The organism is Enemella evansiae (assembly GCF_004362375.1).
Taxonomy (GTDB): domain Bacteria; phylum Actinomycetota; class Actinomycetes; order Propionibacteriales; family Propionibacteriaceae; genus Enemella; species Enemella evansiae.
The window spans coordinates 216,525-232,938 of record NZ_SNXA01000012.1 but is presented as its reverse complement, the minus strand read 5'-3'; the positions used below and the strand labels follow the sequence as shown (position 1 = coordinate 232,938).

At 67.9% G+C, this 16,414-nt stretch carries 14 protein-coding genes; 6 read left to right on the top strand and 8 right to left on the bottom strand.

The features are described 5' to 3' along the window. Window positions 1–16: 16 nt before the first annotated feature. The gene (purH, locus tag C8D81_RS17330) at window positions 17–1,573 is read right to left on the bottom strand and encodes a bifunctional phosphoribosylaminoimidazolecarboxamide formyltransferase/IMP cyclohydrolase (protein WP_094405624.1); all 1,557 of its coding nucleotides are present in this window, start codon (window positions 1,571–1,573) and stop codon (window positions 17–19) included. Then, the gene (purN, locus tag C8D81_RS17325; protein ID WP_229117869.1) at window positions 1,570–2,148 is read right to left on the bottom strand and encodes a phosphoribosylglycinamide formyltransferase; all 579 of its coding nucleotides are present in this window, start codon (window positions 2,146–2,148) and stop codon (window positions 1,570–1,572) included. Before purN ends, purH begins: the two co-directional genes overlap by 4 nt. Before the next feature lie 161 nt (window positions 2,149–2,309). On the opposite strand from purN, the gene C8D81_RS17320 reads away from it, so the two are divergent. Continuing rightward, entirely contained in the window at window positions 2,310–2,906 is a 597-nt protein-coding gene (locus C8D81_RS17320; RefSeq protein ID WP_133626472.1) for an ArsR/SmtB family transcription factor, read from the top strand. Between the two features lie 4 nt (window positions 2,907–2,910). Then, on the top strand, window positions 2,911–4,158 hold the full coding sequence (locus C8D81_RS17315; protein WP_133626471.1) for an MFS transporter: 1,248 nt from the start codon (window positions 2,911–2,913) through the stop codon (window positions 4,156–4,158). Between the two features lie 21 nt (window positions 4,159–4,179). Here C8D81_RS17315 and C8D81_RS17310 read toward each other — a convergent pair whose 3' ends face one another. From C8D81_RS17310 to C8D81_RS17290, 5 genes are all read right to left on the bottom strand, one after another. Further along, window positions 4,180–5,397 (bottom strand): glycoside hydrolase family 88 protein, encoded by a 1,218-nt coding sequence (locus tag C8D81_RS17310; protein ID WP_208109367.1) that lies wholly within the window; start codon window positions 5,395–5,397, stop codon window positions 4,180–4,182. 57 nt (window positions 5,398–5,454) lie between these two features. Next, complete coding sequence (locus C8D81_RS17305; protein WP_133626470.1) at window positions 5,455–6,090, bottom strand: hypothetical protein; 636 nt, start codon at window positions 6,088–6,090, stop codon at window positions 5,455–5,457. A 92-nt stretch (window positions 6,091–6,182) separates the two neighbouring features. Next, window positions 6,183–7,088, bottom strand: coding sequence for a carbohydrate ABC transporter permease (locus tag C8D81_RS17300; RefSeq protein ID WP_133626469.1), 906 nt, complete (start codon window positions 7,086–7,088; stop codon window positions 6,183–6,185). A gap of 1 nt (window position 7,089) precedes the next feature. After that, window positions 7,090–7,962 carry a carbohydrate ABC transporter permease gene (locus tag C8D81_RS17295; RefSeq protein WP_208109366.1) on the bottom strand — a complete coding sequence of 291 codons (873 nt, stop codon included), beginning with the start codon at window positions 7,960–7,962 and terminating at the stop codon, window positions 7,090–7,092. Window positions 7,963–8,097: 135 nt separating this feature from the next. Further along, window positions 8,098–9,381, bottom strand: a complete 1,284-nt coding sequence (locus tag C8D81_RS17290; protein ID WP_133626467.1) for an ABC transporter substrate-binding protein — start codon at window positions 9,379–9,381, stop codon at window positions 8,098–8,100. Window positions 9,382–9,560: 179 nt separating this feature from the next. Here C8D81_RS17290 and C8D81_RS17285 point away from each other — a divergent pair, with 179 nt between their 5' ends. After that, on the top strand, window positions 9,561–11,540 hold the full coding sequence (locus C8D81_RS17285) for a heparinase II/III domain-containing protein (RefSeq protein ID WP_133626466.1): 1,980 nt from the start codon (window positions 9,561–9,563) through the stop codon (window positions 11,538–11,540). Further along, window positions 11,540–12,652 (top strand): substrate-binding domain-containing protein, encoded by a 1,113-nt coding sequence (locus tag C8D81_RS17280; protein WP_133626465.1) that lies wholly within the window; start codon window positions 11,540–11,542, stop codon window positions 12,650–12,652. The genes C8D81_RS17285 and C8D81_RS17280 overlap by 1 nt, the downstream gene beginning before the upstream one ends. Window positions 12,653–12,703: 51 nt before the next feature. Here the strand turns inward: C8D81_RS17280 and C8D81_RS17275 are convergent, their stop codons facing one another. Beyond that, window positions 12,704–14,218, bottom strand: coding sequence for a cell division protein PerM (locus C8D81_RS17275; protein WP_133626464.1), 1,515 nt, complete (start codon window positions 14,216–14,218; stop codon window positions 12,704–12,706). Window positions 14,219–14,348: 130 nt separating this feature from the next. Between C8D81_RS17275 and C8D81_RS17270 the strand changes: the two genes are divergently transcribed. Both C8D81_RS17270 and C8D81_RS17265 read left to right on the top strand, forming a co-directional pair. After that, window positions 14,349–16,034: a hypothetical protein gene (locus tag C8D81_RS17270; RefSeq protein ID WP_133626463.1), complete on the top strand. Its 1,686-nt coding sequence runs from the start codon at window positions 14,349–14,351 to the stop codon at window positions 16,032–16,034. A 96-nt stretch (window positions 16,035–16,130) separates the two neighbouring features. Next, entirely contained in the window at window positions 16,131–16,403 is a 273-nt protein-coding gene (locus C8D81_RS17265) for a helix-turn-helix transcriptional regulator (protein ID WP_133626462.1), read from the top strand. Window positions 16,404–16,414: the final 11 nt, after the last annotated feature.

Here is a 16,414-nt window from a genome sequence, read left to right as displayed (position 1 = left end):
GTGGATTCGCGGGTGATCAGTGGAAGAAGTGCCTGGTCCCGGTGAAGTACATCGTCACGCCGGCCTTCCGACAGGCCTCGATGGTCTCCTCGTCGCGTACCGAACCACCCGGCTGCACGATCGCCTTGATACCGGCATCGAGCAGGATCTGCGGGCCGTCGGAGAACGGGAAGAAGGCATCGGAGGCGGCCACCGATCCGGCGGCCCGCTCCCCGGCCCGCTCGACGGCCAGCCGGCAGGAGTCGACGCGGTTCACCTGACCCATGCCGACACCGACCGAGGCGCCGTCGTGGGCGAGCAGGATCGCGTTGGATTTCACGGCCCGGCAGGCCTTCCAGGCGAACGCCAGGTCGGCCATCGTCTGCTCGTCGGCGGCCTCACCGGCGGCCAGCGTCCAGTTGGCGGGGTTGTCACCCTCGGCCTGGAAGCGGTCGACGTCCTGCATCAGCACGCCGCCGGAGATCATCGTGAACTCGACCGGGTCGGGATGCTCGTCAGCCGGGCAGACCAGGATCCGGATGTTCTTCTTGCCCTGCAGGATCTCCACCGCACCCTCGGCGTACGAGGGCGCGACGATCACCTCGGTGAAGACCTCGCTGACCGCCTCGGCCATCTGGGTGGTGACCTCGCGGTTCGCGGCGATCACGCCACCGAAGGCGCTCACCGGGTCGCTGGCGTGCGCCTTGGCGTACGCCACCGCGATGTCGTCGTCGACCGCGATCCCGCACGGGTTGGCGTGCTTGACGATCGCCACCGCCGGCTCGTCGAAGTCGAAGGCGGCCCGGCGGGCGGCGTCGGTGTCGACGTAGTTGTTGTAGGACATCTCCTTGCCGTGCAGCTGTTCCGCACCGGCCAGGCCACCGCTCGCACTGCGGTAGAGGGTCGCGGACTGGTGGCTGTTCTCGCCGTAGCGCAGGTCGGCGACCTTGTCCCAGGTGGCGCCGGTCCAGGCCGGGGCACCCTCGTCGCCGGCGAGCGTACGCCCCATCCAGGACGCGACCGCGACATCGTAGGCGGCGGTGTGCCGGAAGGCGTCGGTGGCGAGCCGCTGCCGCTGGGCCAGCGTGGTGCCGCCGGCGTCCAGCGCGTCGATCAGCTCGGCGTACTGCTCCGGCGCGGTGATGATCGCCACCGACGGGTGGTTCTTGGCCGCGGCGCGGACCATCGAGGGGCCGCCGATGTCGATCTGCTCGATGGCCTCGTCGGTGCTGGCACCGGAGGCGACGGTCTCGGCGAACGGGTAGAGGTTGGAGACCACCAGGTCGAAGGGCGCGACCCCGAGCTGCTCGAGCTGCTCGACGTGGGCGGGCAGTCGCCGGTCGGCGAGGATGCCGGCATGCACCATCGGATGCAGGGTCTTCACCCGGCCGTCCAGGCATTCGGGGAAACCGGTGACCTGCTCGACCGCGGTGACCGGCAGACCGGCGTCGGCCAGCCGCTTGGCGGTGGAACCGGTGGAGACCAGCTCGACACCGGCCGCGACCAGCGCCCGGCCGAGGTCTTCCAGTCCGGTCTTGTCATAGACGGAGACGAGGGCGCGCCGGATCGGCTGTCGGCTCTGCGCTTCGGTCACTGCTGCTCCTTGGTTGCCAGGTGGTTGACGGTGTCGATCAGCAGCCGCCGTTCGGCGACCTTGATCCGTTCGTGGAGGGATTCCTCGGTGTCACCCGGGTGGACCTCGACCGGCGCCTGGGCGAGGATCCGGCCGGTGTCCACACCGGCGTCGACGGTGAAGACGGTGGCACCGGTGACCTTCACCCCGTAAGCGAGGGCGTCGCGGACGCCGTGCATGCCGGGAAAGCTGGGCAGCAGCGCGGGGTGGGTGTTGATCATCGCGCCGGCGAAGCGGTCCAGGAAGGCCGGGCCGACGAGCTTCATGAAACCGGCGCTGACGACCAGGTCGGGCTCGTGGGCGGCGATCAGGGCGGTGAGCTGCTGGTCCCAGGCGGCCCGATCGGAACCCTTGGCGTAGGGGTGGGTGAAGGTCGGTACGCCGGCGCGCTCGGCCCGCGCGAGCCCCTCGATGCCGGCCCGGTCGGAGCCGACGACGACCACCTCACCCGCGCACTCCCCCGCGGCGATCGCGTCCAGCAGCGCCTGCAACAGGGTGCCCGAACCGGAGACGAGCACGGCGAGGCGGAAGGTCACGGCCAAGACTCTACCGACGGCGACCGGTCCTCCCCCAAACCGAACTCTTGAGGGAGATGTGCCAGTTCCGGCGCGCGCAAGGGTGCATAACTGCTGACATCTTCGCGGGATGGGATGCATAACTATTGTGCATAGAAGTTGTGCATGATAATTGTGTACGCATGGCTGATGATCAGAACCGGGCCGATCCCAACGAGCGGCCGGAGAACGTGCGGCTCGACGCGACCGCTGTCCGCGTACTCGCCCATCCGATGCGTTCGCTACTGCTCTCCCGGTTGCGCGGGGAGGGGCCGGCGACCGCGACCGAGCTGGCCGAGGCACTCGACACCAACACCGGCGCCACCTCGTACCACCTGCGCAAGCTGGCGGAGGTCGGGCTGGTCACCGATACCGGGGAGGGCGAGGGCCGGCGGCGGCAGTGGCGGGCCGCCTCGCGGAGCCACTCCTTCACCGGGGGTGACTACCCGGCCGACGAGCAGACCCAGGCCGCGGTCGCCTGGCTGGGCCGGCACTATCTGCGGCAGGCGGCCGACGGGCACGAGCGCTATCTGGACCGCGAGGAGGACTGGCCACAGGACTGGCGGGACGCACTCTCGGTCAACGACGACGCGGTGGTCGTCGAGCCCGAGCAACTCCGGGCCATGCACGCCGAGTTGGACGAGGTGGTCGCCCGCTACCGCAGCGCGAGCGACACCCCGCGGGCCCGCAGGGTGCGGGTGAATCTGATCTTCAGCCCCGCCGATCCGCGCTGGAGCTGAGCAGATGACCACCCGCGAGGTCACGCGGATCTTCCTGATCCTCACCGTGACCCGCTGGCTGCCGTCCGGGATGGGCATCGGCGTCTTCACCCTCTGGGCCCTGGAGCGCGGTCTCTCCCCCGCCCAGATCACCGCGTACCTGGCCTTCCAGGGCATCGGTGTGCTGCTGCTGGAACTGCCGACCAGCGGGTTCGCCGACGGCTTCGGCTACAAGCCGGTGCTGCTGGTGGCGGCGGTCATCAACGTCGGTACCGCCCTGCTCTATCTGCGCGCCGACAGCTTCACCGGGTTCGCGCTGGCGGCGTTCTCGATGGGTGTCTACCGGGCCCTGGACTCCGGGCCGTTGGAGGCCTGGGCGGTGGACCGGTTGCACGAGCTGGATCCGCGGGCCGACGCGGACCAGTTGCTGGCGAAGGAGTCGACGCTGGTCGGCCTGGCGATCGCCGGCAGCGCCCTGGCCGCGGGCCTGCTCGCCGCCTGGCATCCGTTCACCGCGCAGAGTGCGCTGCTGCTGCCGATGCTGGTGCTGCTGGGCACCACGGTCGTGCACCTGCTCGCGACCTGGCTGCTGCTGCCCACCGATCGTTCGGTGCAACCCGGTGCCGCCCTGGCCTCGGTGCGGGGTACGCCGGCAGCGGTCGCGTCCTGCCTGTGGTTGCTGCGCACCGACCGGGTGCTGGCCGGGATCGTCGCGGTGGAGCTGTTCTGGGTGGCTGCGATGTCGGTCTTCGAGACCTTCCAGCCGATCCGACTCGCGGAGTTGTTGGGTGGCGCGGCACGGGCCGGTGCCTGGGTCGGGCCGACCGCGGCCGCCGGCTGGGGCTGCTTCGCGATCGGTGCGGCGCTGGTGGGCCGGTCGGCCCGACGGATCGGGGTGGCCCGCGCGGCGATTCTCGCCCGGATCCTGAACGGGCTGGGTGCCGTGGTGATGGGGTTGGCGTACGGACCGGCCGGGCTGATCGGCGCCTACCTGGTCACCTACGGCCTGCACGGCGCCTGCGGTCCGGTGCACCGGGCGCTGCTGCACCGCCGCGCCCCGCAGGGCAGCCGGGCCACCGTGCTCTCGCTCAACTCACTGGTCGCCCTCGGCGCCGGTGCCGCCATCGGCCCGCTGCTCGGCCAGCTGGCGGCGTACGCCGGGACCCAGGTCGCGATGGTGGCCGGCGGCCTGTTCAGCGTGCTCGGTGCGCTCTGCTACCTGCCGGCACTCAGCGCCGAGAAAAAGGATTCCAGCGCGTCCGTGGTGCGATGACCTCGGTGCCCGCCGCGGGCTTCAGTCGGCGCACCAGATCGGTTCCCACCCCGGATCGGCGGTTCGGGCCAGGGCCTCGAGATAGAAGTAGTCACCCCACAGGTTGCCCTCGTCGACACCGGCATTGCCCGGTTTGCTGTAGACCCCGTGCAGCAGCAGCGCGTCGGATTGCTCGGCGGCGGGAGCGCAGTCCCGGACCAACGCCGCCAGCAACCGCCCGGCCCGGTTCCGGGCCAACTCGGCCGAGGCCGGATCCCCAGCGGTCGATGCGAGCTCCAGCAGTCCGCAGACGGCGATGGCACCGGCGGAGCTGTCCCGGGGTTCGCCACTGCCGGCGCCGAAGTCCAGGTCCCAGTAGGGAACCAGATCCGGCGGCAACCGCACCCAGAACACCTCGGCGCAGCGTTCGGCCAGCACCCGGAACTCACGGAGACCGAAGATCCGGTACGCGAGCGCGAATCCGTAGATCGCCCATGCCTGCCCACGCGCCCAGCACGAACCGTCACCAGCTCCCTGGGCGGTGTTGCCGTGCAGCGGCACACCGGTGACGGCATCCCAGGTGAAGGTGTGGTAGGTCGAACCGTCGTCACGGACCATGTGGGTGGCCAACTGGTTGATGTGGCGCAGGGCAGCTTCGCGATAGCGCGGTTCGCCCGTGGTCTGCGACGCCCAGACCAACAACGGCATGTTCATCAAGCTGTCCACGATCGTCCGGCCGGACTGCTGCGGATCCTGCAGCGATCCCCAGGCCTGGAACACCCCGGCAGGTTCGACGAAGCGGGTCATCAACGCCTCGGCCGCCAACAGGCCGGCCTCTCGGCCGCCCCGTTGCTGAACCTGGCGCCACGCGGTGACCGCCGCCAGGTGGTAGAGAAACCCGAGGTCGTGGTGATCGAGGTCCTGGTGAGCACGGGCCCGTTGTTCGAAATTGTCGAGATGCTCCAGCGCGGCCGCGGTGAAGACCGGGTCGTCACCGATCTCGGCCGCGATCCACTGCATGCCCGGAACGAACCCCGTCGTCCAACCGACATTCGCCCCCTGCGGGAAACCGTCCCGCGCCGACCGCGGCAGGTATCTCCCACCCACGGTGGTGTCGTCGGGGTACACCTCCCGGAATGCGGGAATGGTGGCCCGGACCGTCGCCACGGCCCGGGCGAGCGCGGCCTGGACCTCGGCCTGGGACATCGTCGCCACCGGAGGTCGAGGTCGATCCGCGGTCTGGGATCCGGGCATGCTCATGCTGCGCCTTTCGATGGACTGATTGATCGTTCGTGGAGACCAGGGAGTGGTGCGGCGTCAGTGGTCACCCGCGGGTTCGGGACGCTCGATGGCGTTGAGGTGGACCAGCCCGTGCCGCACGTGCGACCAGCAGAGATAGGCCATGAGCGATCCCGAGATGCCCAGGGCCAGTGCCGGAAACTGGAAGAACAGTGCAAGCTGGGTTCCGATCGCGATCAGACTCACCAGCATCAACAACGGTTGGCACCCGGTGGCGGCCGTGGTGAGCTTCAGCAGCGCACCGAGCCGCACGCTCGGCAACATCGTCTGAACGGCGATCGCCTGAACTCCACCGAATGCGGCCAACCCGGCGACGAGAAGCAGGAGCGGTCCGAGCAGGGCCCCGATCCCTTTGCCGGAAAGGAATGCGAAATCGAGAACGGCGATCGTGACCAGCGCTGTCGCTCCGACTGCGATACCGAAGCAACGACGCCAGCCGGCGCGCCAGCCCGAGAAGAAGGCGATCACGATCGACCGCACCCCATCAGGTCCATCTCGGTCACCGATGAGTGCACAGACCGTGAAGACACCCGACAGCGCCGGCCCACCGATCGGCATCAGCAGCGCCAGCAGAGGCCAGGAGACTCGTGGGTCGGTCGTCAGCAGCACCACGAGCAGGGGAAGACAGACCAGACACAGCAACAGATTGGTCACCAGGACCGCCGCGGCGTGTGTCATCACCAGCCCAGCGAACGTCCCCCCGATCACGGACGTTCGCTGGGTTGACTGGGTGGACCGCATCGACATCACCCCTTCACCCCGGTGGCGGCGATGCCCTGCACGAAGTAGCGCTGCCCGAAGGCGAAGATGATGGCGATCGGGATCACCGACAGGGTCAACCCGGCGAACAGGACCGCATAATCGGCGCGATCGTAGAGGTTGCTGACCAGGCTCCGCAGGCCGAGTTGCAGTGTCCACAGCGACCGCTCCCGCAGGTAGATCAGCGGGCCGAGATAGTCGTTCCAGGTGCTGACGAAGGACAGCAGCGCCAGGCTCGCCAGTGCTGGTGCCGACAGCGGCAGCATGATCCGCCACCAGATGCCGTATTCACTCAACCCATCCACCCGGGCCGCCTCGGACAACTCCTCGGGAATCGTCAGGTAGTACTGGCGCATCAGGAACACTCCGAATGCGCTGAACGCATGCAGGAGGATGATCGCCGCCAGATTGTCGACCACGCCCATCTTCGAGAACAGGATGAACTGCGGGATCATGTAGGACTGCCACGGCACCGCGATCGTCGCGATGTAGGCGACAAAGAGCAGGTCCCGGCCGGGGAACCGTACTTTCGCGAAGCCATATGCGGCGAAGGATCCGGTCAGCAGCTGCAGCACGGTCACCGCGACCGACAGGATCAACGTGTTGCGCAACCAGACCAGGATGTTGGTCTGCGACCAGACATTGACGTAGTTCTCCCAGACGATCCGGGAAGGCAACCACCGCACCGGGTTGGAGAAGATCTCGTTGTTGTCCTTCAACGAGCTCGTCACCATCCAGAAGAACGGCAGCAACAAGGTGGCCGCGAACACCAGCAGGGCCGCGTATCCGAGGAATCGGATCCCCAGCTTTCCTCTACCTGCCGGGGTTCTGGGCCCGGTCGTGTCGATCACCGGTCGCACCGCTGGCTCCTGACCCTTCTCGAGAATCGCCATCTCAGCTCGACCGCCTCTTGTTGATGGAGAACTGCACGATCGTCACCAGGACGCAGAGGGCGAAGAGGGCCACCGCCGCCGCGGAGGCGTACCCGAACTGATGTTCGGCGAAACCCTTCTTGTAGATGAACTGGGACAGCACGAAGGTCGACTGACCGGGGCCGCCTTCGGTCAGCACCAGGATCAGGTCGAAGATCTTGAACGAGTTGATCGTCAAGATGATGGTCACGAAGAACATCGTCGGCCGCAGCCCGGGCAGCGTCACGTTCCAGAACCGTTGTCCGGCGCTCGCTCCGTCAACCTTCGCTGCTTCGTAGAGGTCCTTGGGGATCGTCTGCAGTCCCGCCAGGAAGAGGATCATGTAGTAACCCATGTCCCGCCAGGTGGCGATGATCACCACCGCGGGCATCGCCCAGGTCGTCGAGGTGAGCCAGCCCGGCGGATTCGCCATGCCGAGCTGTCGCAGGATCGAGTTGATCGGTCCGTAATCGGGGCTGAAGATCAGATTCCAGACCAGGGCGATCGCCACGATCGACGTGATGTAGGGGAAGAAGGCCGCGGTACGGAAGAAGGTACGCCCGCGGAGCCTGGTGTTCAGCAACAGGGCGAGCCCGAGTGATGCGGCGATGGTGAGGGGCACGTGCAGCACCGAGTAGTACAGCGTGTTGACCAGCGCGATCCGGAAACTGTTGTCCCCCAGGAGCCGGGTGAAGTTGTCCAGACCCACCCAGTCAGCTGTTCCGAAGATGTTCCAGTCGGTCAATGACAGATAGAACAGGGCGATGACCGGAACCAGGGTCATCAGCGCGAATCCGAGGAAGTTGGGCAGGATGAAACTCCACCCGACCAACCCGTTCCGCACCCGCAGTGACATACCCGCTCGGTCCGGGGACCGGGGTTCGGCGGGCCTCGGCTGTGGCGCGGTGGCCATCGACCGTGGGGGGGTCGATACGGGCGCCGCCTTCATCGCCAACTCCCGGACCGGGTCAACCGGACGATCACGGCCGCGTCACTTGATCTCATTGGCATAGCGCGCCTCAGCATCGGCGATGGCCTTGTCGATCGGTGTCGATCCGGACATGATCGCGGTGTGCATGTCGTCGAGGATGGTCTGCACCGCGGAGGCCTTGGTGGCGATCGGCAGTTCCGGCCGGGTATCGCGATTGCCCAGCGTGTAGGCGGTCACCTCATCATTGGGCATGCCCTGGACACCGAGATACGCCTTGGTGGTGGCATCCTCGATCAGCGCCGGACTGACACTGCGTTCTGCCAACTGCTGCTGGGTCTGAACCTCGGCGACATAGCGAAGGAAGGTCTTGGCCTTCTCCAGCTTCTGGCCCTTCACCTTGGCATTGACCGCGATCGCCGTCGGGCCGCCGAATGTCACCGGGGCCTTCGCCCTGTTCGTGGTCGACGCGTCGTACTGCGGCAGCGGCGCGACTCCCCAGGCGAACTTGTCAGCGACGCCGGACTTCTGATCCCGGACGAGCCCGGAGATCAACCAACTGCCCATCGGCATCATGGCGGTCTTCTGCTTGGCGAAGGTGGCGGTGTAATCCTGCTTGGTGGCCTTGGCGGTGTTGAACGAAGGTTGGGCGCCCTGATCCTGGAGTGCGAGCGCGGTTTCGTAATAGGGCTTGAAATATCCGAACTTCCCGGACAGCACATCCGCACCCGGGACCTGGGCATTCGCGGACCCCTGGATCAGGTTCGCCCACGGGTGCAGATAGGTTGCCGAGGCATCGGACCCGCCCTCCTTCAGGGCACCGCTCATCTTGACTGCGGCGGCCTGGTAGTCCTGCCAGGTCCAATTTCCGTCGGGATAGCTCATCTTCGCCCGGTCGAAGAGATCCTTGTTGTAGAAGAGATACACCGAATCGGAGCGGTAGGGAATGGCATAGACCTTACCGTCGATCCGGTAGTCACTGACGCGGCTCAGGTTGGGTGAGACCTGGACATCGGAGAGGTCCTGGAGCTGTTTCCCGTCGATCAGTGGTGGCAGTGACTTCTGCTCCTTGATGGTGAGCAGGTCAGCTCCGGTGCCCGCGGCAAGATCGGCGGTCAGCTGGGTGCTGTACTCGGCGGGGTCGTAGTCCTTGACCTTGATCGTGAAACCGGCGTTGGACCGGTTGAAGCCGTCCACCAGGGTGGTGAACTCGACGCTCTTGGACGCGCCCCAGGCCGAGAGGGTCAGTTCATTGCTGTCCTGCCCGGCCCCGTCACTCGAGCAGGCGGACAGACTCGCGACAACCACCGCGGTTGCGGCCAGCACCGCACCCCACTTGCGCTTCATAGTGCTGCTCCTTTGCAGACCTGGCGCCCCGCGCGGTAGTCAGCACTGACGCCAAGATGGATCGTGGTCAGGACACTAACCAACAGATACAGTCGTAGCAATAGCTATCGATCAAATCAGTCTTATCTGGCATAATCGATCAAAAGCGATCAGCGGTGATTGCAAGGGAGAGAAGCTCGATGACGTCCGCCCAGCCGACCAGCCGAACCGACGGCGATCCCTCCGGACCGCTGTCGCACGCCATCCAACGGCTCACCGGTGAAACACCGGCCGCAGCCCTGGCACACCGGCTGTCACCACCGGATTCGGCGCTCCCGGTCCCCGCCGCCACCGATCGCAAGGTCTGGGATCGCGACTCCGGAAGGATCGACCTGCTCAGCTTCGATCGGATCGCCGCGGTCGCCGAACAGGACCGGGCCACTGCGTGGCCGACACCCACCGCCAGCCTCGCCGCGGCGTACCACCGCACCGGGGACCGCTCAGCCTGGGAGCACCGCACCTTCGAGCGCATCGAACGCACCGCCCGGGCCGCACTGGTTGCCGCGGTGACACAGCAGGACCAGTGGGTCGATGAGGTGGCCGATGGGGTCTGGATGCTGCTGGAGCAGTCGACCTGGTGTTGGCCGGCACACGATCTCTTCACCGGGGGCACCGTCCTCACCGACGTGGCCAGGCCGCGGATCGATCTCGGCGCCGGTGAGATGGTCGCAACCCTGGCGTGGCTCGATCAGTTGCTCGGTGCCCAACTCGATCGACGCATCCCGGGGCTCCGGTCCCGGATCCGCGCCGAAGCGCGCCGCAGAATCTTCGATCCGTTCCTGGCCACCGAGGACTGGTGGTGGCTGGGGCACGAACGCCCCGTGAACAACTGGAACCCGTGGATCCTCGGGAATCTCCTGGTCGCGGGATTGCGGCTGCTGGATGATCCCACCGAGGAGGCGCTGCGCCATCGGGTCGTGACGCGGGCGGTCACCGGGATGGACCCCTACATCGCCTCCCTGCCGACCGACGGCGCCATCGATGAGGGCATCGACTACTGGTGGGCAGGAGCCTGTCGCGCCCTGGAGGCGTTGGAGATCCTGCGGTACGCCACCGGGGGCGATCTGCACCTGATCCCCGAATCGCCCGCTCTTCGCGCCACGCTGTCCTATCCGCATTCGATGCATCTGGGCGGTGCCTGGTACTACAGCGTGGCCGATGGACAGGCGACCTCCCCCGATGTGCACCCATGGCACTCCCTGTACCGCGTCGCCCGTGCCAGCGGGGCAACCGATGCCGCGAGTTTTGCCGCCGGGCAACGGATTCCCGGTCACGCCGCAGGTGAACGGTTCGGCTTCGGCCGGTTGCTGCAGGCCATCATCGACCCCGATTGGCAGCAGCCCGAAGACCACGGTCCCCCACTGCCCCGCGACGTCTTCTATCCCTCGCTCGGAGTGTTCCTGGCGCGTCGCGATGCCGGCAGTTCGCGCGGCCTGACACTCGCAGCCAAGGGTGGCCACAACGACGAACAGCACAATCACAACGACCTGGGCTCGGTGATGGTGGCCAGTGACGGCATCCCGGTTCTGGTCGATCCGGGACGGCCGCGGTACACCGCGGCCACTTTCGGCCCCGATCGTTATCAACTGTGGATGATGCAGAGCTCATGGCACTCGACCCCCGAGGTGGCCGGGACGGCACAACCCCCGGGACGCGAGTACCACGCTCGCGGAACGGGCGCTGAGATCACTGATGCCGAGGCCAGCTTCGAGACCGACCTCACCGCGGCGTACCCCGTCGATGCATTGCTGCGTTGGTCCCGGAGCGCCCGATTGGACCGGACCACCGGCACCGTCACCATCGACGACGACTGGGCCTTCGCCGAGGCCGACCCCTCGGCGGACGTCGGCGCCGGGACCAGAATCCACTACATCGTGGCCGGTCGGCTCATCCGGTGCGAGACTGAATCGGCCGTGCGGATCGATCCGCTGCACGGTGCGCCCAGGGTGCTGCTGCGTTGGCCCGCCGGATTGGAGATGACCATCACCGAGATGACGATCGACGACCCGCTGCTCACCCGAGTCTGGGGTGACCGACTGAGCAGGATCGAGATCCACGTCGATCGGGCACGCTCGTGCACGGTGCAGATCGAACAGATCGATGACCAGGAGGTGGCGTGATGCCCGAGCCGAAGCCCTCGCTCCTCGCGCCGGCCCGGCGGGCGAAGATTCTGGACGCCCTGGCACTCAACGGTGCCGTGCGGATCTCCGAGTTGAGTGCCGAGCTGGGCGCCTCGAGCATCACCCTCCGCCGGGACCTGGCACAACTGGAGCGCGCCGGGCGACTGGTCCGGGTGCATGGCGGTGCGGTGCCAGCGGCGGCGGCCACCAGCTATGGGGTGTCGCTCACCAGCAACTCCGCCAAACCTCCGCGCAGCCTCGGAGTTCTCCTGCCCTCGTTGGAGAACTACTGGCCACAGGTGGTGTCCGGGATGCGTCAGCACGCGCGGGCGCTCGGTTGGGAGCTGGTGGTGCGGTCGGCCTCCTACGAATTGCAGGATGAGCGGCCGTTGCTCACCAGACTGATGGAGTCCGGTGACATCCGGGGGCTGATCGTCGCCCCCAACTCCGAGAGCGCACACGCCCAGGAGGTCATTGATTTCCTTGCTGAGAACACGATCCCGAGCGTCCTGATCGAACGTGAAGGGGTGACCGGGGAGGATCACACCCCGCTCGAGTCGGTGGTCACCGATCATGGGTTCGGAGCCATCCTGGCTGCTCGTCACCTGGCTCGACTCGGACACCGCAAGGTGGGGCTGGTGGTGACCAGTGACTCACCGACCTCGCGGAAGATCTTCACCGGATGGCAGCAGGCCTGTGCTGACCTCGACCTGACGCCGACCGACCATTTCGAGAGCGAGTTCCCGCCACTGCGTGATCCACGGTTCGCCGACGAGCTGCAGGCCGTGCTGGAACGGATCCAGACCGAGCAGGTGACCGGTCTGCTCGTGCACTCCGATCACCAGGCGATGGCACTGGCCGATCTCGCGCTCTCCCAAGGAATCTCACTGCCCGAGGACCTGTCGATCGTCGCCTACGACGACGTGGTCGCCGAGAATTTCACCCCGGCATTGACCGCAGTCTGTCCGCCACGCTCCGCACTCGGTGCAGCGGCCGTCGACCTGTTGAGTCAGCGGGTCAACGAGGCCGGTCGCCCGGTGCGACGCATGACCCTGACCCCGTCGTTGACCATCCGGGCGTCGACGACCGCCGCACCGCTCAACCGCGGGTGAATCGGGCGGTACAGGTCCTGCCCTGGTGATCGGTGCTGACCTGCTCGGGATCTACCGAGAAAAAGGATTCCAGCGCTTCCGTGGTGCGATGACCTCGGTCTCCTCGTCGACGACCACCGTCTCCTCCTCGACCACCTCGGTGGGTTCATCGTCGGGGTCGAGGTCGTCATCCGGATCGATCGCGTCGGTCGCCGGCCGCTCGGCGGCCCGCGGGCGTCCCAACTGCGTGGTCGGTTCGTCACCGACGACCTCGGTCGGATCGTCGTCGGTCTCGTCGGGCCCGTCATCGTCCAGCTCATCCGCATCCGGTTCGGCACCGGGGCGGCGTACCAGTCCCCAGACCAGCCCGACGGCCAGTCCGGTGATACCCATCAGCGCACCCGACATCACCGCCAGCTCGGTCAATCGGGGCCCGACCCCGCGCAACCGGTCGGTGCCCAGGTCGCCACCGGAGAAGGCCGCCAGCAGGGTGTAGGCCAAGCCGGCCAGGATGCCGCTCAGTCCGCCGACGATCGCGGTCTCGTCGAACCGCGCCCGGGGGCGACGGCGCATCACCCACCAGGCCGCGATCGCACCCGCGACCGCACCCGAGGCCAACCAGCACAGGCTCCACGGACTGCCCGGCCCCTCCGCCGGCAGCGCCCCGAGGACCGGGATCGAGGGCAGCAGTCCGAGGTCGGTGTTCCGCGGCGAGATCACGCTGCCCTCGCCGAAGCGGAATCCGGCGCCCAGCGCCCACGACCCGCCCCACAGCACCAGGTTGGGCAGATAGAGCAGTTGCACGATGATGGCGCCGATCCCGGCACCGGCACCCAGACCGGTCGTGATCGTGCGCACCTGGTCGAATCCGAGCACCAGTGCGGTGACCAGCACCGCGATGCCGGCCACCGTCATCACCAGCAGCGCCCAGCCGACCGCACCGGGCACGGGTTTCGCCCAACCGGGCAGCACATCGGCGAGCCGATGCCCGACCGCGCGGGCGGCCCCCAGATAGGCGGCCAGCACCCCGAGCACCGCCGAACCGACCAGCGCCCGCACCCCCTGATCGGAACCGCCGAGGATGCTGCCGGTGATCGTGACCAGCACCGCGTACCCGGCCGCGGTCACGAACGTGACATTGCGCACAATTCGTGCGAGGTCGCGCGGTTCGTGCTGTACGCCTGCTGCGACGTCCGCGCGCAGCCCCTGCCGGGCCGTGTGCCCGGCCCCCTGGGCGATCAACACTCCCAACAGAGCGGTCAGCAGCAGAGGTGTCAAGGTCCATCGCTGTCCGCCGAGTTCCAGTCCCCCGCCGTTGGCCAGCAGCCAGACCTCGGTACCGGCCCGCACGGCGTCCAGAACCGCGCCAGCACGGGCTGTGAACCAGATCAGCACGACCAGACCGCAGAGCAGCAGCCACCCACCCACGGCGGCCAACGCACCCGCCAGTGCCCCGGCGGCGTACCACGGCAGCTGGGGCTGCGGCGGCTCCTCCGGCCCGGCGTCGTGATCGTCGAGTTCGTCGGCGGAGCGCACCCGCAGGGTGAGTGCGGATGTGGCGCGGCGACTCGACAGCAGGCTGGGCATGATCTGGACCATGCTCCCCCATCCGACCTTCGCGAATCGCAAAGACACGCGAGCAGCAGGTAAAGTTTGGTGATCTGTGACCACTGACCGGCTCGGGGACCATTCCGGTCAGGTTTCGGGAGGAGAGAGTTTGTCGAACGACGCGGAGTACCGGCCCAAGCGGGCGGCGCTGCCCTCGGAGGAGGAGACCCCGGATCGGGGCCCCCGTCCGGAGGGCGATTCGTCGACCGAACCGCAGGGCGATCAGGCACGCCGCGGATGGGCCTCGGAGGACGCTTCGGCGGAGACCGTGACCGGGAACCAGGAGGCCGACCACCCCGGGCCGTCCTTCTCCCGCGAGCAGTTGGTCGCCCGCGAGGAGGCGCCCGAGCAGCAGTCCACCGCGGACGAGCCGGCCGAGCGACCGGAGAACCCGTTCGCCCCGAAGGCCACCAGCACCGAGCGCAAGGGCATCCTGGGCCGCAAGCAGCCCGTCGAGGAGGCCCCGGTGGGCCGGCGGGCCGCCGAGCCGAAGGCGAAGCGCCGCTTCGACCGGCGCAACACCACCGCCCTCACCATCGCCGGGATCTCGGCCATCTGCGTGGTCGCGGTGCTGGTGTCGTACGCCCTGTGGGCACTGAACCGGCCCACCGAGCAGTCCACCCCGATGGCCGGCGTCGCCGCCACCCCCGGACCGGTGCTGTCCCAGAACGGGCTGCTCACCGACGGGATGGCCAAGGACATCGATCCCTCCCGCACCTGGACCCAGGGTCTGACCCAGGAGGGCGTCAACGACTCCTCCCCCGGTGCGGCCTGCATCAACCCGCAGCCGAGCGGCCAGCCCAGCCCGCAGATCACCGAGCTGCGCCAGATCTCGGCCAGCGGCGACGACAAGACCGCCGCGCTGCACCGCGCGGACGCGTACGCCACCCCGGAAGAGGCGGCGCAGATGTTCAACTTCCGCAGCACCGAGATCGGCGGCTGCGTCGACTCCCCGCTGTATGTCGAGAAGGGCATGCAGGTGACCGGGATCGGCGACCAGGCGATCGGCGTACGCCTGGTGCTGCAGGACAAGGTGAACGAGTACCACTCGATCGTGCTGGTCCGCACCGGCCGCGTGCTCAACATCCTGGACGTCGCCCGGCAGGGCAAGCCGGTCGAGATGGACGGCATGGTGAAGGCGCTCAGCCAGGTGGTCAACCGGCAGTGCGGCCCCGCGGTCGGACTGTGCACCGCACCGAACACCTCGGTGTCGATCACCATCCCGCCGCCCGGTGGCGACCAGCCCGGTCTGCTGGCCTCCGGCGACATCCCGCGGGTCTCCCCCGGTGTCGGCCAGTGGAAGGGCAATGCCCCCGCCACCCGCGTCGACATCCAGGACGGGACCGGGTGTGAGGCGATCGACTTCGGCACCGTGAGCGGTGCGGAGAACCGCCAGCAGCGCACCTACCTGCTGCGCAACGATCCGCAGGCGCCGCCGCAGTTCGGCATCGACCAGATCGTGCTGCAGATGGAGAATCCGGGTGCCGCGACCGAGCTGGTGGACAAGATCTCCACCAACATCCGCGGCTGTGAGAGCCGGGTGCTGACCGCCAAGGTGACCAAGCAGGCCGCCCTGGAGACCCCGGCACAGGGCACCACGGTGAAGGGCAACTGGTACATCATCACCCAGAAGCTGGACCAGACGAAGACGCAGAAGTACCGCGTCGGCATCTTCTCCGCCGGTCAGAAGGTCATCTACCTCCGCGCCAACCCGACCGACACCTTCGACTTCACCGACGACTCCTGGATCGGGGTGAACCTGCGCGCCGGTGAGCGCGCCACCCAGGTCCGCTGAGTCGGTCCCGCAGCCGAAGCGGTACGCGGCCCCCACCGGTTTCCGGTGGGGGCCGCGGTCGTTCCGTTCGGCCGAACCGGATGGGTCACTGCCGGTATGGACCGTGCTGACCTCAGCGCCTTCGGCGAGACGCCGTACGCCTGGCTGATGACCCGACGGATCGAGCGGGCCATGTGGCTGCTGCGGGGCGGCATGAGCGTCACCGATGCCTGCATGGAGGTCGGGTGCACCTCGCTGGGCTCGTTCAGTTCGCGCTTCACCGAGCTCGTCGGCGAGACGCCCAGCGCGTACGCGGCACGCTCCCATGACGGGCTCGTCGGCGTTCCCGGGTGCATCGCCAAACAGGTCACCCGGCCACGCCGGAGCTGATCGGCAACCGA